The organism is Meiothermus taiwanensis WR-220 (genome assembly GCF_003568585.1).
GTDB classification, from domain to species: Bacteria; Deinococcota; Deinococci; order Deinococcales; family Thermaceae; genus Meiothermus; species Meiothermus taiwanensis.
In genome coordinates this window covers 936,154-954,110 of the sequence record NZ_CP021130.1, presented here as the reverse complement: position 1 = coordinate 954,110, position 17,957 = coordinate 936,154, and the positions used below count along the sequence as shown (strand labels likewise).

The following is a 17,957-nucleotide window of genomic DNA, read 5'->3' as shown; positions in this document are numbered from 1 at the left end:
GTTCCCTCAAACCCCGGCCCTGCGAAAAGCCTCCCCAACCAGGGCCTTGGCCTCCTGCACCACGCGCTCGAGGTGCGCCTCCCCGCGGAAGCTTTCGGCATAGATCTTGTACACGTCCTCGGTGCCGGAGGGCCGGGCCGCAAACCAGGCGTTCTCGGTGACCACCTTGAGGCCCCCGATGGGCTCGCCATTCCCGGGGGCCCGGGTGAGCTTGGCCAGGATGGGCTCGCCGGCCAGCTCGGTAGCGGTCACCAGCTCAGGCGAAAGGTTGGCCAGCACCTTTTTCTGGGCGCTGTTGGCCTCGGCATCGATGCGGGTATACACAGAGGTGCCAAAGCGGGCCTCGAGGGCGCGGTAGTGCTGGCTGGGGGATTGGCCGGTTCTGGCCAGCATCTCGGCGGCCAGCAGGCCCAGGAGGATGCCGTCCTTGTCGGTGCTCCAGGCCGAGCCGTCCATGCGCACGAAGGAGGCCCCGGCGCTCTCCTCCCCCCCAAACCCCAGGCTTCCATTCAGGAGCCCTTCCACAAAGTATTTGAAGCCCACCGGCACCTCCACCAGCCGGCGGCCCAGGCCCTGCACCACCCGGTCAATCATGCTGCTGCTGACCAGGGTCTTCCCCACCCCCATACCGGCGGGCCAGCCGGGGCGGTTTTGATACAGGTAGTGGATAGAGACCGCCAGGTAGTGGTTGGGGTTCATCAGGCCGTCCGGGGTCACGATGCCGTGCCGGTCGGCGTCGGGGTCGTTGCCAACGGCCACGTCGAACCTGTCCTTGAGGCCGATCAGCGAGGCCATGGCGTAGGGCGAGGAGCAGTCCATGCGGATCTTCCCGTCTTTATCCAGGGTCATGAAGGCAAAGCTGGGGTCGATCCGTTCGTTCACCACCGTCAGCTCGAGGCCATGCTCCTCGGCGATGCGCTGCCAGACCCGTAGCGAGGAACCGCCCAGCGGGTCTACCCCAATCCGGACACCCGCGGCCTTGATGGAGGCGATATCCACAATGCTTTCCAGCTGGCGCACATAGGGCGTGACAAAATCGAAGGCCCGCACCGCCTCCAGGGCCCGGCTGAGGGGCCAGCGTTTTACCTCGGCCAGGCCGCCCTGCAAAATCTGGTTGGCCCGTTCCTGGATCGCCCGGGTCACGCCGGTATCGGCGGGGCCGCCGCTCGGGGGGTTGTATTTGAAGCCGCCGTCCTGGGGGGGGTTGTGGCTGGGGGTGATCACGATGCCGTCGGCCAGGCCGCCGCTCCGATGGCGGTTGTACTCCAGGATGGCGTGCGAGACCAGGGGGGTGGGGGTGTAGCCCCGCCCCTCCTCCACCCAGACCTCCACCCCGTTGGCGGTGAGCACCTCCACCGCGGTAATCCAGGCCGCCTCGGAAAGCGCGTGGGTATCCATGCCCATAAAGAGCGGCCCGGTAATTCCTTGCCCGGCCCGGTACTCCGCCACCGCCTGGGCGATGGCCAGGATGTGGGCCTCGTTGAAGGTGCCGGCCAGGGAGGTGCCCCGGTGGCCGCTGGTACCAAAGGCCACCTGCTGGGCCGGGTTGTGGGGGTCGGGTTTTATAGCATAGTAGCTGCTCACCAGCCGGGGAATGTTGACCAGAAAACTGTGGGGCGCGGGTTGGCCGGCCAGGGGGTGTAGGCTCATAACGCCTCCTTCTGCCAGGAGTCTACGCATGGGTAGGGTTGGTTTGTCAATGCGAAAGGATCAGGCCTGGGCTATCTCCTGGCCCCTGTGCAGGGCTTCGATCCTGTCCACCACATACTCGGCAAAGGGCATGGCGGCCGTCCAGGCCGGTGAGATGGCGTTGAGCACGTGCAGGCCCTCACGGTTGCCCTCGAGCAAAAAGTCCATCACCAGCTTTTTTTCCTGGTGGTCGTAGAGCTGGGCGCGGATGCCGGGGCGGCCCCAGGTGCGGTAGTTTTCCAGCTTCACCCCTTCCAGGAGGGCCGCGGCCTGCTGTACGAGATAGGCCCTGGAGTACTTTTTGATCTCTTCCAGGGCCAGGCCGCGGAAGTTGAAGTCGTTGCGCAAGAACAGCATGGCCTCGTCGCGCAGGATCGAGAGGGCCTCGAGCGCATCGAAGCCCCGGAGCCCCTGGTAGTTCTCGCGCCAGAAAGCCGGAATGGCGGTGGGGCCAATTTTGGCCCGGCCGTCCACCGTCACCGTAAAGTGGACGCCCAAAAAGGTGTTGCGCAGGTCGGGCACCGGGTAGATGTTGGTTCTGAGCGCGCCCACCGGCTCCGAGCCGTAGAGGTACAGCCCCTTGAAGGGCAGGATGCGGTAGCGCAGCCCCACGCCAAAATCGTGCGCCACCCGGTCGGCGTGCAGCCCCGCGGCGTTGACCACAAAGCCCGCGCTATAGACCTCCTGGGGCGTGATGATGTCCCGGCCCCGCCGGCTTTGGTAGGGGCTGTCCAGGCAAATCTCGATGCCCTGGGCCTTACACTCGGCGGCGATGGCGGCCATGCACTCCCGGGGATCCACGGTGGCGGTGTTGGGCGACCACAGGGCCAGTTCGGTGGATTTTACCCGCGGCTCGATTTTTTTGGCCTCCTCGAGGGGGATCAGATAGGTCTCCACCCCGTTCAGGTCGCCCCGGCGCTTGAGTTCCTTTAGCCCCTCCACCTCCTGCTGGTTTTTAGCCACCACCAGCTTGCCGCAGCGGTTGATTTTGAGGCCCCGGGCCTCTATAAACTCCTTCCAGCGGGCGTTGCCCTCGCGGGTGAAGCGGGCCTTGAGCGAGTCGGCGGTGTAGTAAAAACCGGCGTGCAGCACCCCGGAGTTGCGCCCGGAGCCGTGCTGGGCCAGCTCTTTCTCTTTCTCCAGCACCACCACGCGGGCCTGAGCATCGCGCTTCTTGATCTCCAGGGCAATGGTCAGGCCCACGATACCCCCACCGATGATCAGGTAGTCGCAGGTTCTCATCCCTTTGCATTCTATCCCGCTGCAAAGTCGAACCCTGCGAGCCACAGGGCCGCCTCGAGGGTTGGTGGGGCTTATGAATTGACGATGCGCCGCGTGGGGTAGGGAATGGCGATCCCTTCGGCGTCGAGCCGCAGCTTGATGCGCCGGCGGAACTCCCTCCCGACGGCCCACTGCTCCTTGGGCTTGGTGTTGAACAAAACCCGGATCAGGATGCCCGAGTCGGCCAGTTGCTGGATGCCCAGGGTCTCGGGCGGCTGGTCGGTGAACTTGTCGCGCCACGCGGGGTCGGCGTAAAAGGCCTCGGCTTCCGAGCGCACCACCTCGAGGGCCCTGTCAACCGGCGTCTCGTAGGCCACCGAGACGTCCACCACCGCGCGGGCCCAGTCGCGGCTCATCACCGTAACCTGCTGGATGGTGGAGTTGGGGATGAAGTGCACCCGGCCCTCCAGGTCGCGCAGCACCGTAATGCGCAGGTTGAAACGCTCCACCCCCCCGGAAAGCTGGCCCACGGTAATCACGTCGCCCACCCCGTACTGGTCTTCCAGCAGGATAAAAAAGCCGTTGATCACATCGCGGATCAGGTTCTGGGCGGCCAGCGAGATGCCCAGCCCCACCACCCCGGCCCCAGCCAGCAACGCCGTGACGTTCAGGCCTAGGTTGGACAGGGCAAACAGCACCCCTAGGGCGATAATCAGCACCTTCAAGACCGACTCGAGCACGCTCTTGAGGGTTTGTAGCCGCACCTGCTCCCGGCTAAACTCCCCCGACCCCACCGGAACCCGTTGCAACAGCCGGGGCACCAGGCGCAAAGCCAGCGAGGTCGCGCCCAGGATCAGCAGCACGGCCAGCCCGCGCTCCCCCAGCCAGCCGAAGAGCACCTGGCCCCAGGCGTAGAAGGGCTCGAGGCGCACCTGCCAGACCTGGGCCCCCAGGGCCGCTATCATGGCGGCGGTGAAGCCCCACCACAGCCAGCCGATGTAGCGCAGGTAGCGGTCGTCGCGGGTGTCGGGGGTCAGTCGGGCCAGCCAGCCCACCAGGCCGGCCCCGGCCCGCCCTACCCAGAAACCCAGAATTAGCAAGCCAACACTGATCAAAACACGCAGCCAGAGACTCGATATCTCCACGCTTCCCCCTCCTATCCAGCCAAGCGGGCCATGCCGGCCCGCACCCGCTCCACCAGGCCGGCCTCCACCACACCCCTGGCTTTGCGAATCGCGCTCAGCACCGCCCGCCCATCGGCGGAGCCATGCCCGATAAACACCGGGCCCTCCACCCCCAGCAGGGGCATAGCCCCGTACTCGGCGGGGTCCATTTTGGCCCGCAGGCTTTGCAGGGCCGGGCGCACCAGCAAGGCCCCCAACCGGGTCAAGAGCGAACCCCCGCTCAAAGCCTCGCGAATCCACTTAAAGATGGTGCGGGCCTCACCTTCGGAGAGCTTGAGCACCACGTTACCGGTGTAGCCATCGCTCACCACGATATCGGTGGTGCCTTTGAAGATGTCGCGCCCCTCCACGTTGCCGTAGAAGCGCAGGCCCGGCGCGGCCTTGAGCAGGGGAAAGGTTTGCAGGGTGAGTTCGTTGCCCTTGTGCTCCTCCTCCCCAATGGAAAGCAGCCCCACGCTGGGCTCCGCAATCCCCTGGGCCTGGGCATAGGCCGTGGCCATCACCGCAAACTGCACCAGCCACTCGGGCTTGCAGTCCACGTTGGCCCCGCCGTCGGTCAGAAAGGTGCGCCCTTTTTCGCTGGGCAGCTCGATCAGCAGGGTGGGCCGATCCACCCCCCGGATGCGCCCCAGGTTGAACAGGGCCGAGGCCAGCGTGGCCCCGGTGTGCCCCATGGCCACCACCGCCGAGGCCTCGCCCTGCTTGACCAGCTCCATGCAGACGTTGATGGAAGCCCGGCGCTTTTTGCGCACGTCGGTGGCCTGGTCGTGCATGGTGATGTACTCGGGGGCCTCCACAATGGGCAGATCCCCCCCCTGCTTTCGGAGTTCCTGCTGCAAAACAGCCGTGGGGCCTACCAGCACCACCGGGATTCCCTGTCTGTGGGCCAGCAGGGCACCTTCTACCGTAACTTTGGGGGCATGGTCGCCCCCCATGGCGTCGAGGGCAATCGGTTTCACAACCTGGATTTTACGCTCTCTGCTGGGGGCGGAGCACAACTACCCCGCCTGATCAGGCGTCCTGGAAAGCGCTTGCGCACCACCCTATCCAGGCTTTGGTTCTCAATGGCTTCCAGCACAATCTCTACCGCAACCTGCCCCATGGCCTCGACCGGCTGCTCAATCACATCCAGGGGAGGTGTGACCAGAGCCGTCCAGGAGTAGTTATCGAAAGTAAGCAAGGAAACATCCTGCGGTATACGCAGCCCCAGCTCCTTCAGGGCTCGAAAAGCCCCGGCCGCCTCGCTCCCAGTAAGTGAAAACAACGCTGTAGGGGGTTCGGGCAGCCGCATCAGCTCCAGTGTGAGGTGGTAAGCCGCCTCCTCACTGCGCTCAATCACCCGCTGGTACTCGGGGATAGGGGCCAGCCCTACCGCACGCATAGCCTCTGGAAAAACCCTCGAGCGCTCATCGGGGGTGATTACGGGATGGTAATCGCCCAGCGTAGCAATGCGGCGGTGACCCAGGTCATATAGGTACTTCACCCCGGTAAACACACACTGCCGCCCATCCAGCATTACATAGCTGAAGGGGCTATTGGGATAAAAATGGTCGATTTCCAGAATATAGATGCCCCGTTGGTGCATCTGCACCAGGTAGTCCAGGTTGGGCGAGCCAAAAGCCGAGCGAATGATAAGGCCGCTCACCCGTTGCCCACGAAACATCTTGAGGTGCTGGAGTTCGATACCGGAATCGTACTCGCTGTCGGCAACCATCAGAGCGTAACCCCTAGCCCGCGCTTGACGGGCAATGCTGCGGATGAGTGCAGCAAAAAAAGGCTCGATGATGTTGCCGACCATCAGCCCTAGGGTCTGGGTACGGCCCCGCCGTAGGCTGCCCGCTACTTGATCCGGTTCGTAACCCAGTTCCTCGATGGCCTTGCGCACCCGCGCCAGGGTCTCGGGGGCTAGTCGATGGGGCTCGTGGATCGCGCGCTTGGCCGTGGTAGGAGCCACACCCGCCCGCTTGGCGACATCCAGGATATTGGCCACGTGACCATTATAACAAAATCAGGCCTTGACAAAAGTGCATTCGACATTTACTCTTATGGACACGAGACCATAAGCAGTCAGAAGAGAAAAGTGCTATCTCTTTTGGATGTTCTTTTTGCTAAAAATGGACACGTGACCATCAGCTCTGGAACGATACATCAATCATGAAACCACTGGTGATTGGCTTAGATTTTGGCACCGAGTCGGCACGGGCTTTGCTGCTCGACCTTGATAGCGGTCTGGAGCTGGCCGTTGCGGTTGAGCCTTATCCCCACGGGGTCTTGACCCACCGCCTTCCCTCCGGGCAGCCTCTGCCCGAGCTGTGGGCGTTGCATCATCCCGCCGATTATTTGCAGGTGAGCCAGGTTCTTCTGCAAAAGATGCGGTTTGAGGCCTACAAATCGGACGGCGAGATAGTGGGGCTTGGCATCGATACCACCGCCTCCAGCCCCCTCCCCACCGATGCTCTGGGCACTCCCCTGGCCCTCAAAGAGGGCTTCGAGCATCAACCGCACGCTTACTTGAAACTCTGGAAACATCACGCCGCTGAACCTTATGCCCAGGCCATCAACCTGGCCCATCCAGGGTTCTTGCAGATGTACGGCGGCACAACCAGCGCGGAATGGTCACTGGCCAAAGCCTGGCAGGTGCTGGAGGAGGCCCCTGAGGTTTGGGAAGCCACGGCCCGCTGGATCGAGGTGGGGGACTGGCTGGTATGGCAGTTCACCGGCCAGGAGGTGCGCTCGAGCTGCCAGGCAGGCTACAAAGCCCACTGGCAGCCCACAGGCTACCCCGAGGCGGCCCAGCTCCGAGCCTTGCGGCCTGGCCTGGAAAGCTGGCTGGATAAGCTGGCCTGGCCCCATCCGGTAGGCCAGAAAGCGGGTGGCTTGAGCCAGGCCTGGGCCCAACACACCGGACTCCCCGCGGGAATTCCGGTGGCCACCGCCAGCATTGACGCCCACGCCGCCGTGCTGGGGGTGGGCGTTCAAGAAAGCGGGGTTCTGGTGGCGATTCTGGGAACCTCGAGCTGCCATCTAACCCTGAGTAGAGCCGCCACCCCCGTCCCGGGCATTGCCGGTATTGTTGCGGATGGGATTCTTCCCGGCCTGTACGGCTACGAGTGCGGCCAGCCAGCCTCGGGGGACATGCTGGCCTGGTGGGTGCGCACCCTGGCCTGGGCCGGCCAGGTGCCCGAGAATCAGATTTTCGAACAGCTAAACCTCGAGCTCGCCCAGCGCACAGCCCGGCCTTCGGGCCTCTTGGCCCTGGACTGGTGGAACGGCTGCCGCACCCCCTTGATGAATGCAAGCCTGAAAGGCGCACTAAGCGGACTTGATCTGGCCACCGACCCCCCTCAAATCTACCAGGCTCTCATAGAAGCCACGGCCCTGGGCACCCGATGGGTCAAGGAAACCCTGGAGCGCGCGGTAGGTTCCTTGCCCAGGGTAGTGGTCACCGGGGGATTGTCCAAAATTCCCGCCATCGTACAGATCCTGGCCAACGTGCTGGGTTGCGAGGTAGAAGCCAGTTCTACCTCCCATGCCTCGGCCCGTGGAGCCGCTTTGTATGCCGCCATGGCTGCAGGATTTCCTCTGCCCCCTGCGCCTCCTGCGCATAGCTTTATCCCCAACTCCATGGCCTACCTGGATCTCTACCCTTCCTACCGATCGCTGGCTGAATACTTCGGCTTTGTTCAAACCAAGGAGGTGAGAAACTAGCTCAAACCCAACATCGGTATCGGCACAAAGCAGCCCAAACCCAAGGGAGGTACCCATGCGCTTTTGGCAAGTTTTTCTAGCCAGTACAGGCCTCTGGCTCTCCACGGCCCTGGCCCAAACCACCATCACCATCGCCACCGTCAACAACCCCGACATGATCACCATGCAAAAGCTCACCCCAGAGTTCGAGAAAGCCAACCCAGGCATCAAGCTCAACTGGGTGGTATTGCCGGAAAACGAGCTGCGCCAGAAGGTGACCACGGATATCGCCACCAACGCCGGCTCCTACGATGTACTGACCATCGGTACCTACGAAGCCCCTCTGTGGGGTAAGAACGGCTGGTTGGTGGAGATAAGCGGACTGCCAGCCTCGTACGACCTCGAGGACGTGCTCAAGCCGGTACGGGCCGGGCTCTCCTACCAGGGCAAGCTTTATGCATTGCCCTTCTACGCCGAGAGCTCCATGCTGTACTATCGCAAAGACCTGTTTGCCGCCAAGAGGCTCACCGTTCCAGCTCAACCCACCTGGACCCAGGCCATCAACTGGGCCCGGCAATTGCATAATCCCAGCGGGGGGGTTTACGGCATCTGCCTGCGGGGTCTGCCGGGGTGGGGCGAGAATATGGCCTTTATCACCACCTTGGTCAATACTTACGGGGGGCGCTGGTTCGACGAAAACTGGAGACCCCAGCTCACCAGCCCTGAGTGGAAGCGGGCTATTGGGCAGTACGTGGAGCTGGTCACTAAGTACGGCCCTCCGGGTGTCACCGGCAACGGCTTCACCGAGAATCTAACCCTGATGTCGGAGGGCAAGTGCGCCATGTGGATTGACGCCACCGTGGCGGCCGGCTACCTGTCTAACCCCAAGACCTCCAAGGTAGCTGACAAAATCGGCTTTGCCAAAGCCCCGGTAGCCGTCACCCCCAACGGCTCGCACTGGCTGTGGAGCTGGGCCCTGGCCATTCCCAAGTCCAGCAAGAAAGTGGAGGCCGCCAAAACCTTCATCGCCTGGGCCACCTCCAAGGAGTACATCGAGCTCGTAGGCCGCACCCAGGGCTGGGTTAGCGCACCTCCCGGCACCCGCTACTCCACTTACAACAACCCCAACTACCAGCGGGCCGCTCCCTTCGCCAAGGTGGTGCTGGACTCCATTAACACGGCCGACCCCACCAGGCCCACCCTCAAGCCTGTACCCTACACCGGCATACAGTTTGTGGGCATCCCCGAGTTCCAGGCCATCGGTACCCAGGTCGGGCAGTTTATCGCCGGAATCGTGGCCGGGCGAAGCAGCCTGGACAACGGACTGGCCCAGGCCCAGGCCGCTGTCGAGAAGCTGATGAAAGAAGCAGGCTACATCAAGTAAAGCCAGTCGGGGGCGGGTCTTCCAAACCCGCCCCCTAAAAGGTAACCATGACACACCATCGCGTCCTAACCAAGACACGTCCACAGGCTCTGCGGCCCAATTCCTTCTGGCTGCTCGGCCCGGCCGTTCTTTTGCTGATCGTCTGGACGCAGATTCCTTTTGCTCTCACCCTTTACCACTCCTTCCGTCGCTTCAATCTGCTCAACCCCGAACGCCAGGGCTTTGTGGGTCTCGAGAACTTCGCCTCCTTGCTGACCGACCCCATCTTCTGGACAGCCATCCTGAACACCTTGGTACTGGTGGGTTCGGTACTGCTGATTACGGTGGCCGTAGGGCTGCTGCTGGCAGTTCTTTTTTATCAAGAGTTTCCGGGTCGGGCTCTGGCGCGCACCCTGGCCATCTCGCCTTTCTTTGTGATGCCGGTGGTCTCGGCCCTGATCTGGAAAAACATGCTGATGCACCCCGTATATGGGCTCTTTGCCTGGATGGCCGAAAGCCTGGGACAGCGGCCCATCGACTGGCTGGCCACCTACCCCATGCCATCCATCGTGATGATGGTCTCCTGGCAGTGGATTCCCTTTGCCATGCTACTAATCCTCACCGGCCTGCAATCACTATCCAAAGAGCAGCTCGAGGCCGCCAAAATCGATGGCGCCAACGCCTGGCAGGAGTTCCGCTACATCGTGGTGCCTCACCTGGCCCAGACCCTGAGCGTGGTGGTGATGCTGGAGACTATCTTCTTGCTCACCATTTTTGCCGAGATCTACGCTTCGACCTCTGGCGGGCCGGGCCTTGCCACCACCACCCTGCCTTACCTCATCTACCTCAAGGCCTTTGGCGAGTACCGCATTGGGGTGGCCGCCGCGGGGGCGGTGTTTGCAGTAATTCTGGCCAATATCGTAGCTATCTTCGTTTTGCGCATGATTGGGCGCAACCTGCAAGGAGGACGGACATGAGCCAGGGCCAACGCATCCGCTGGGAGCTGACCTTGCTGGCCTACCTGGCCGCAGGCATCATGTTCTTTCCCATCTTCTGGCTCTTCCTCACCGGCTTCAAGAGCGAGGGCGATGCCATCGCCATCCCTCCCAAGCTGGTCTTTACCCTCACCCTCGAGAGCATACAGGAGGCCCTGACCCGCAGCGACTACGGCCTGCACTTTCTCAACTCGATCATCTCGGCTCTGGGCTCCACTGCCCTGGCCTTGATCCTGGCCATTCCGGCCGCCTACTCCATGGCCTTCTACCCCACCCAGCGAACCCAGGGCTTGCTGCTTTGGATGATCAGTACAAAAATGATGCCGCCGGTAGGCGTGATTATCCCGGTCTATCTGATCTTCCGCGACCTGCGCTGGCTGGACAACGTCTGGGCGCTGGCCCTGATTTATACGGTGATGAACCTGCCGGTGGTCATCTGGACCCTATACGCCTTTTTCCGCGAGGTACCCCACGAGATTATGGAGGCTGCTCGGGTCGACGGGGCCAGCATACCCCAGGAGCTCTTGCGGGTGCTGTTGCCACTTTCGGTCCCGGCCATTGCCTCAGCAGCCTTGCTAAGCATCATCCTGGCCTGGAACGAAACGTTTTGGAGCCTCAACCTCACCGCGGCCCAGGCCTCCCCCCTCTCGGTGTATGTGGCCTCCTTCAAAACCGCAGAGGGCCTGTTCTGGGCCAAGATGTCGGCCGCCTCGATGATTGCCATCCTGCCCGTAATGGTGATGGGCTGGCTGGCCCAGCGGCAACTGGTGCGGGGTCTAACTTTTGGTGCCATCAAATAACTCAACCCAGGAGAAATTGTTATGAAAGCCGCCGTGATTACCCGTCCCCGGAACCTCGAGGTTCAAGACCTCGCCCCCCCGTCCCCAGGCCCCAACCAGGTGCTGGTACGGGTAGGCGCTACCGGGGTCTGCGGTACCGATCTTCATCTTTTTGAGGGACACTTCCACGCTAAGCTTCCCCTGGTGCCCGGCCATGAAATTGCCGGGGTGATCGAGCAAGTGGGCCCTGGAGTGACCCAACTGCAAGAGGGACAGCTGGTGGCTCTGGATCCGGTAATCGCCTGCAAGCAGTGCTGGGCTTGCCGCCGGGGCCAACGGCAGCACTGTCTGCACTTCCAGGCCCTGGGGGTTACCCAGGCTGGTGGGTTCGCGCAGTATGTGCTGGCGCCAGCCGAAAACGCCTATCCGGTCAAGAACTTGAGCGCCGAAGAAGCCGCCTTCGCCGAACCGCTGGGGTGCGTGGCCTGGGGCCTTATACGCCTGCAACCACAGCCCGGAAGCAGCGCCCTGCTCTTTGGTGCGGGGCCCATTGGCCTGCTGTTGATGCAGGCCTTGCTCATCTCAGGGGCCAGCACGGTTACGGTGGTAGACCCGGTGGCCGAGCGGCTTGCTCTGGCCCAGCAGCTCGGCGCAACCCACACCGTGCAAAGCGGGCCCCGACTCGAACAAACCTTGCGCGAACTAGCCCCCCACGGCTTCGACATTGTGGCCGAGGCCACCGGCCATCCCCAGGTGGTGGAGGCCATGCCCGGTTACGCGGCGGTAGGCGGCAAACTGCTCGTCTTCGGTGTGGCCCCGGAGGAGGCCCGGATACAGATCAGCCCCTACGATCTCTTCCAGCGCGACCTCAGCCTGATAGGCAGCTTCTCCCTCAACGGCACCCTGCCCATCGCCCTGAACTGGCTGGAAACAGGCCGGGTGCAGGTGAAGCCGCTCATCAGCCACCGCCTGCCGCTGGAGGCGCTGGGCCAGGCCCTGGCCTACAAGGAGCAGCCGGGGCAGGGTCGGGCGCTCAAGGTGCTCATCATTCCTGAAGTGTAGGTGCACCCATGATACTGGATAAGTTCAAACTCGAGGATCGCCTGGCCGTGGTTACCGGGGGTGGTCGGGGCATTGGCCTGGCCATCAGCACCGCCCTGGCCGAGGCCGGGGCCCAGGTGGTCATCGCCGAGCTGGATGCGGAGGCAGGCCACCGGGCAGCACAAAACCTACAAAGCCAGGGGTTGCGGGCCGAGTACCGCCCCCTGGACGTAACCCAGTCGGCCCAGAGCGAAGCACTGGCCCAAAGCCTTTATCAGGCTTACGGGCATGTGGACATCCTGGTCAACAATGCCGGCATCTGCCGCAATACCCCGGCCCTGGAAACCCCCGATGCCGAGTGGTTGCAGATCTTCGATATCAATCTTCACGGGGTTTTCTGGTGCAGCCGGGCCTTTGGCAAAGTGATGGTGGCCCAGGGCCGCGGCAGCATCATCAACATCGCCTCGATGTCGGGTCTGATCGTGAACAAACCCCAGCCCCAGGCCGCCTACAACGCCTCCAAAGCCGCCGTTGCCCACCTCACCCGCTCGCTGGCCGCCGAGCTGGCCCCCTTCGGGGTACGGGTCAACGCCATCTCGCCGGGTTACATTGGCACCGAGATGACCCGGCGGGGTCTCGAGACCCCTGAGTGGCGCAGGGACTGGCTGGGCCTGACCCCCATGGGACGCCTGGGTGAGCCCTGGGAGGTGGCTACCTGCGCGGTGTTTTTGGCCTCGGAGGCCAGCAGTTATATGACCGGCAGTGAGCTGGTGGTGGATGGTGGGTACACGGTCTGGTGAGATATGCGTGCGGTGATCGCTGCCCCTCACAAGATCGACTGGATAGAGGCCCCCCCAACTCAGCTTCAAAGCGGCGAGGTGCTTCTCAAGCCTCTGGCCATTGGGGTGTGTGGATCGGATCTGCACGTATACGAAGGCCAGCATCCATTTGTCCGCTACCCGGTCTTCCCCGGTCACGAGGTGGCCGCCCAGGTGGTGGAGGTGGGTTCGGGGGTAGACCCCTCCTGGCACGGGGCTTTGGTAGCGCTCGAGCCCTCCCTTACCTGCGGACAGTGCGTCCCGTGCCGAAGCGGCCGCTACAACATCTGCGAGCAGCTCAGGGTCATGGGCTTCCAGGCCCCAGGGGCCATGGCCGAACACTTTGTGAGCCCCGTCCAGAACCTGCATCGCTTACCCCAGGGATTTGATGTCGAGTTGGGGGCCATGATCGAACCGCTGGCGGTAGCCGTTCACGCGGTCGCCCTTACCCCCGTACAGGGCAAGCAGGTGGCGGTTCTGGGTGCAGGTACCATCGGGCTGCTGGTAGCCCAGGTAGCCCGGGCCTACGGTGCAGCCGGGGTAGTGGTGGTGGATGTGCTCGAGGTTCGTCGCCGGGTGGCCGAAGGGCTTGGGCTGGTGGCCAAAGCACCAGACACGGCAAAGTACGAGGTGATCTTTGAGTGCGTGGGCAACGAAAAAGCCTTCGAGGCGGCCATTCAAGGAGCCCGTAAAGGCGGCACGGTCGTGGTGGTGGGGGTATACGGCCAGCCGGCCACCCTATCTGCTGGCCTCATCCAGGACTGGGAGCTGACCCTGAAAGGAAGCCTGATGTACACCTTTTCCGACTTTCAGGAAGCCATCCGGCTGCTGGCCGAGCAGAGGGTACAAGCCCACCCCCTTATCACCCACCGCTTTGCCCTGAAGCAGGTTCAAGCAGCCTTTGCGGCTGCGCTGCAGCGAGACCAGGCCCTCAAGGTGCTGTTACTGGCCTAGAACGCCACCGGCATGGCCTTGTGGCCCCGGATCACGAACCCACCGGCGTACTCGATCCGGTCGGTGGCCAGGTGGATGTTGGGCAGGCGCTTGAGCAGGGTTTGGAAGGAGGTCTGGAGCTCGAGCCGCGCCAGCGGCGCGCCGATGCAGTAGTGGATGCCCAGGCCAAAGGTCAGATGGTAGTTCTCCGTGCGTGTCAGGCAGAGCCGGTCGGGGTCGGGAAACTTACGCGGGTCGCGGTTGCCCGAGGCGTACATAAGGGCCACCTCCTGGCCGCGCCGCAGCGGGATGCCCTTGTACTCGAAATCTTCCAGCACCCAGCGCTCGAACATCGGTAAAGGGGTGTCGTAGCGCAGCAGCTCTTCCACGGCCAGCTTGAAAAACTCCGGGTGGTTCCTGGCCGCTGCCTCCTTGGCCTGCTCCATCTGTTCGGGGTTGCGTGCAAGGGCCAGAAAGCCGGCGGTGGTGCCGTTGACCGTGGCCTCGTGGCCGGCGTTCAGGAGCAGGATGCAGTTGGCCACCAGCTCGTCGGGGGTGAGTTTGTCGCCCTGTTCCTCCACCTGTACCAGGGCCGAGATCAGGTCGTCGCCCGGCTTGCGCCGGCGTTCATCGGCCAGTTGGCGAATATAAGCCGAAAACTCCACCACCGCCTGGTTGGCCTCCCTGGCCTGCTCGTCGGTGAAGCCCAGCTCGTACAGCTTGACGATTTTGGCTGACCAGGGGCGCAAAAGGGGCCGATCCTCCTTGGGCACGCCCAAAAGCTCGGCGATCACCGTAACCGGCAGCGGTTCGGCGTAGTCCCGCAGGAGATCCATCTGGCCCATGTCTTCGGCCCGGTCGAGCAGCTCATTGACGATGCCCTGAATCTTTCCGCGCAACCCCTCCACCCGGGCCGGGGTAAAGGCCTTCATCATCAGGCCCTTGAGCCGGGTGTGCTTGGGCGGCTCGTTGTCGAGCATGTGGTTTTCCTGAAAATGGTCGAAGTCGCGGGTCAGCGGGTTGGGCGGCGGCCAGCCCAGCTCGTCGCGGGAGAGGATATGGGTAATCGAGCGGCCCAGGCGCTTATCGCGCAGCAGGTGGGCGATATCCTCGTAGCGCAGGAAAAAAATCTTGTTCCAGACCTCGTCGTAGAAGACCGGCAGGGTCTCCCGCAGGTGCGCCAGGGTGGGGTAAGGGTCGTAGATGAAAGCCGGGTCGTTGATGTTGAGGTGGTAGCTGTGCATCAATCCAAAGCATAAGCCCCCTTAGCCATCCAGGTAAGGGGGCTGCGAGCTTTTAGAGCAGGCTTAAGCGCTGACCTGCACGTGCTTATTGAGCCGGGCCACGAAGTTGCTCTTGGGGGCTGCCCCCACCATGACCTCCACCGGCTGCCCATCCTTGAAGAGGATGATGGTAGGGATGCTCATCACCCGGAACTTCATGGCGGTCTGGGGGTTGGCATCCACATCCAGCTTGGCGACCGTTACCTTGCCCTCGTATTCCTTAGCCAGCTCCTCCATCACCGGCGCTACCATGCGGCAGGGGCCGCACCACTCGGCCCAGAAGTCCACCAGCACATACTTATTTTCCTTCAAGGTAGCATCAAAGTTGGCATCGTTGACTTCGATAGGTTTGGACATGTCTGTTTACCTCGCAAACCGGGCCCAGGTATAGGCCCTCTAGGCTCCACACTCTAGCACGGCTGGCCGGCCGCAGGGGAAGCCGATACACTTTTTATAGTGCAAGAGGCCGGTCTATTGAATAGGCCCGAATACGTCGAGGCGCTCGAGCTTTGGCGTCAGGGGCGGTTCTGGGAGGTTCACGAAGCCCTGGAGCCTCTCTGGCAGCAGCTTTCGGGCGCAGATCGGGAGCTGACCCATGGGGTTATCCTGCTGGCCGCTGCACTGCACAAAGCCAAAGACAACCCCAGGGGTGGCTGGCGCAACTTCCACAAGGCTTTGAAGCATCTGGAGGGCCTGCCCGCAACCTACCGGGGGATCCGGGTGGCAGCCTTGATCGAGGCTACCCGCCAGGCCCTAGAAAAAGGCCCCGGCCAGGTACCACCCTTCCCTTTGCTATAGGTTACAAAAACGGCGTCCCTGGAAGGCGTTTGGGGCTTTGCAAGTGAAGATTGCACTTGGTTTACAGCCACCCCACCGCCCAGACCGCCCCTTCGCGCAGCTCGAGCCGGACCCCCGGCAGGTCGGTGGGTGCAGGCCCCGCAACCCTGAGGCCATCGGCCTGAAAGCGGCTGCCATGACAACCGCACTCGATGGAGCGCTGCTGATCCGGCAGGGGCACCGTACAACCCGCGTGGGGACAGACCCGGGAAAAAGCGGTCAGATACATCCCCTGTGCCTCCAGCACCCGCGGGCTGGGCCGGGCCGGGGGCGGCACCCGCACCAGCAAGCAGGGCTGGCCGGCAAAGCGGAACTCGAGGTCGGCCCAGATCTCGGGCAGGCGGCTGGGTTCGGCGATCCGCACCGGGGTGGGCGCCAGCGTCTGGCCCCGCCCTGCTGCACCCAGCGCCAGAAGGCCGGCCAGCAGGGTCTTACCGGCGTCGCGTCGGTTCATGGCAGCCTTCTGCAATTCGAGCAGGAGGCGCGGGGCCTCCTGCTCCGGGGGGGTGTTTAGACCAGCGCCAGGGTGTCCTCGGGGTGGTTCCAGGGCACTTCAGCCCGGCTCTTGAGCACCTCGAGGGCCTCCTGCTCGCTCATCACCGGGTTCTGGAAGCGGATGCCCAGGGCCCGGGTCATCAGGGTGAAGTTGTAGGTGTTATCGATCAGGCCAATCCGGGCGGCCCCAATCCCCCGGCCATACACCCCAAACAGGGTGGGGCTGGCGGTGTGCTGGCCCGAGTTCCAGCCGATGTTGGGCAGGTCGGGCTTGCTAGCGTTGGTCTGGCGCATCACCCAGGAGAGGGTGTTGGCGGGCTGCACACTATAGCGCACCGCATCGGGCAGGTAGGCCCGCTTGGTGATGGCGTCCACCACCACCTGGGCCTGCTCGGGCTGGAGGGTCACACCCTTTACGCTGCGGAAGATTTCCACCACCTGCTCAGGGCTGGGGTTGTTGCCGAGGCGGCCCAGCATAAACTCGAAGGTGCCTTTCTGGCTCTCGAGCATCAGCACCCCGGCGCTGCTCTCGCGGTAGGAGGAACCGGCGCCATACAGCGCAGGTGCCCCGCAGACGTGGTCGGAGCCGATGATCAGCAGGGTATCGGGGTTCTGATCCACGAAGTTCATCACCACTTCCAAAGCCTCATCGGCGGCCAGGATGTCCCACAGCGTGCCCGCGGGGTCGTTGAGGTGGTTGGCATGGTCAATGCGGGCAGCCTCGACCTGGAGCACAAAGCCCTTGGAAGAGGCGGCCAGGCGGGGCAGGGCCGCGCGGGTCATCTGGGCCAGGCTGGGGGTGTCTACGCCCTGGAAGCGCCGGTCGGCCTCGTAGGGGATGTGGCTGCTGCTGAACACGCCCAGCAGCTTGGAGGCGTTGGAGGCCTCGAGCTCCCGCAGGTTCTTCACCACCCCATAGCCCTTGGCCGCGAACGCGGCGTAAAGATCCTTCTTATCGCGCCGCACCGCCGGGTCGAAGAAACGCTGGCCCCCACCCAGGTAGACCTCGGCACCGAACTCGAGGTACTGCTCGGCGATCTGATCCTCGGCGTTGCGATCGGGGTTGGAGATCACGAAGCCCGCCGGGGTGGCGTGGGTGATGGTGGCGGTGGAGACCAGCCCTACGGCCTTGCCCTGCTGCTTGGCCAGGGCAAAGATGGGGGTGAGCTTGCGCCCATCTATGTGAATAGCCAGCCCGCCGTTCACGGTCTTGACCCCGGTGCTCCAGGCATTGGAGGCTGCACTGGACTCGGTGACAAAGCTGGTCAGGCTGTTGGTGTTCTGCAACCCGCTCACGCCGGTAGCCAGGAAGCGTTCCAGGGCCATGGGCCGGCCCAGCACCCGCCGGGCGTAGAACTGGGCGATGGCGTAGTCTTCCCAACCCATCCCATCGTAGGCGAAGAAAATCAGGTTGCGGGCGCGGGTCAGAATGCCTGGCTGGTTGGCCTGGGCGCTCTGGGCCTGGGCCGAGAGGGCCGCGGCGGCTCCGGCTACCACACCGGCTTTAATCAGGTCTCTGCGTTTCATACCTGTACCTCCGGTTCATATGCTTAACAAGTCCTGTCATGCCTTGGTCAACACACAAGGAGGGCTGGGCTACACTCCACGGCCCCCTCGAGGCTTACCAGCCGG

Annotated in this window: 17 protein-coding genes; 8 read left to right on the top strand and 9 right to left on the bottom strand. The window is 63.3% G+C overall.

The window, feature by feature from the left end:
• Positions 1 to 6 precede the first annotated feature (6 nt).
• The 5 genes from pgm to MTAI_RS04735 all read right to left on the bottom strand — a co-directional run bounded on the left by pgm (position 7) and on the right by MTAI_RS04735 (position 6,084).
• Positions 7 to 1,650 (bottom strand): phosphoglucomutase (alpha-D-glucose-1,6-bisphosphate-dependent), encoded by a 1,644-nt coding sequence (gene pgm / locus MTAI_RS04755; protein ID WP_027888376.1) that lies wholly within the window; start codon positions 1,648 to 1,650, stop codon positions 7 to 9.
• 60 nt (positions 1,651 to 1,710) lie between these two features.
• Entirely contained in the window at positions 1,711 to 2,931 is a 1,221-nt protein-coding gene (gene lhgO, locus MTAI_RS04750) for an L-2-hydroxyglutarate oxidase (RefSeq protein WP_027888375.1), read from the bottom strand.
• Positions 2,932 to 3,002: 71 nt separating this feature from the next.
• Positions 3,003 to 4,055, bottom strand: a complete 1,053-nt coding sequence (locus MTAI_RS04745; RefSeq protein ID WP_027888374.1) for a mechanosensitive ion channel family protein — start codon at positions 4,053 to 4,055, stop codon at positions 3,003 to 3,005.
• Positions 4,056 to 4,066: 11 nt separating this feature from the next.
• On the bottom strand, positions 4,067 to 5,053 hold the full coding sequence (plsX, locus tag MTAI_RS04740) for a phosphate acyltransferase PlsX (protein ID WP_187388599.1): 987 nt from the start codon (positions 5,051 to 5,053) through the stop codon (positions 4,067 to 4,069).
• A complete protein-coding gene (locus tag MTAI_RS04735) occupies positions 5,050 to 6,084 on the bottom strand; it encodes a LacI family DNA-binding transcriptional regulator (protein WP_043983010.1) in 1,035 nt (344 codons plus the stop codon). The genes plsX and MTAI_RS04735 overlap by 4 nt, the downstream gene beginning before the upstream one ends.
• 164 nt (positions 6,085 to 6,248) lie before the next feature.
• On the opposite strand from MTAI_RS04735, the gene MTAI_RS04730 reads away from it, so the two are divergent.
• The 7 genes from MTAI_RS04730 to MTAI_RS04700 are packed head-to-tail and all read left to right on the top strand — an operon-like array spanning position 6,249 to position 13,731.
• Positions 6,249 to 7,802, top strand: a complete 1,554-nt coding sequence (locus MTAI_RS04730) for a ribulokinase (protein ID WP_187388598.1) — start codon at positions 6,249 to 6,251, stop codon at positions 7,800 to 7,802.
• Positions 7,803 to 7,857: 55 nt separating this feature from the next.
• Complete coding sequence (locus MTAI_RS04725; RefSeq protein WP_027888371.1) at positions 7,858 to 9,165, top strand: ABC transporter substrate-binding protein; 1,308 nt, start codon at positions 7,858 to 7,860, stop codon at positions 9,163 to 9,165.
• Between the two features lie 47 nt (positions 9,166 to 9,212).
• The gene (locus MTAI_RS04720; RefSeq protein ID WP_027888370.1) at positions 9,213 to 10,121 is read left to right on the top strand and encodes a carbohydrate ABC transporter permease; all 909 of its coding nucleotides are present in this window, start codon (positions 9,213 to 9,215) and stop codon (positions 10,119 to 10,121) included.
• The gene (locus tag MTAI_RS04715; RefSeq protein ID WP_027888369.1) at positions 10,118 to 10,939 is read left to right on the top strand and encodes a carbohydrate ABC transporter permease; all 822 of its coding nucleotides are present in this window, start codon (positions 10,118 to 10,120) and stop codon (positions 10,937 to 10,939) included. The genes MTAI_RS04720 and MTAI_RS04715 overlap by 4 nt, the downstream gene beginning before the upstream one ends.
• Before the next feature lie 21 nt (positions 10,940 to 10,960).
• Positions 10,961 to 11,980, top strand: a complete 1,020-nt coding sequence (locus MTAI_RS04710) for a zinc-dependent alcohol dehydrogenase family protein (RefSeq protein ID WP_027888368.1) — start codon at positions 10,961 to 10,963, stop codon at positions 11,978 to 11,980.
• Between the two features lie 8 nt (positions 11,981 to 11,988).
• A complete protein-coding gene (locus tag MTAI_RS04705) occupies positions 11,989 to 12,759 on the top strand; it encodes an SDR family NAD(P)-dependent oxidoreductase (protein WP_027888367.1) in 771 nt (256 codons plus the stop codon).
• Between the two features lie 3 nt (positions 12,760 to 12,762).
• The gene (locus tag MTAI_RS04700; RefSeq protein WP_027888366.1) at positions 12,763 to 13,731 is read left to right on the top strand and encodes a zinc-dependent alcohol dehydrogenase; all 969 of its coding nucleotides are present in this window, start codon (positions 12,763 to 12,765) and stop codon (positions 13,729 to 13,731) included.
• Here the strand turns inward: MTAI_RS04700 and MTAI_RS04695 are convergent.
• Together MTAI_RS04695 and trxA are read right to left on the bottom strand one after the other, a co-directional pair.
• Complete coding sequence (locus tag MTAI_RS04695) at positions 13,728 to 14,954, bottom strand: cytochrome P450 (RefSeq protein WP_027888365.1); 1,227 nt, start codon at positions 14,952 to 14,954, stop codon at positions 13,728 to 13,730. The genes MTAI_RS04700 and MTAI_RS04695 overlap by 4 nt on opposite strands.
• A gap of 63 nt (positions 14,955 to 15,017) precedes the next feature.
• Positions 15,018 to 15,350 (bottom strand): thioredoxin, encoded by a 333-nt coding sequence (trxA, locus tag MTAI_RS04690; RefSeq protein WP_027888364.1) that lies wholly within the window; start codon positions 15,348 to 15,350, stop codon positions 15,018 to 15,020.
• 117 nt (positions 15,351 to 15,467) lie between these two features.
• Here trxA and MTAI_RS04685 point away from each other — a divergent pair, with 117 nt between their 5' ends.
• Entirely contained in the window at positions 15,468 to 15,791 is a 324-nt protein-coding gene (locus tag MTAI_RS04685; protein WP_223299706.1) for a DUF309 domain-containing protein, read from the top strand.
• Between the two features lie 61 nt (positions 15,792 to 15,852).
• Here the strand turns inward: MTAI_RS04685 and MTAI_RS04680 are convergent, their stop codons facing one another.
• On the bottom strand, positions 15,853 to 16,284 hold the full coding sequence (locus tag MTAI_RS04680) for a QcrA and Rieske domain-containing protein (RefSeq protein WP_027888362.1): 432 nt from the start codon (positions 16,282 to 16,284) through the stop codon (positions 15,853 to 15,855).
• Between the two features lie 56 nt (positions 16,285 to 16,340).
• Positions 16,341 to 17,852 carry an alkaline phosphatase gene (locus MTAI_RS04675; RefSeq protein ID WP_027888361.1) on the bottom strand — a complete coding sequence of 504 codons (1,512 nt, stop codon included), beginning with the start codon at positions 17,850 to 17,852 and terminating at the stop codon, positions 16,341 to 16,343.
• Between the last annotated feature and the right edge of the window lie 105 nt (positions 17,853 to 17,957).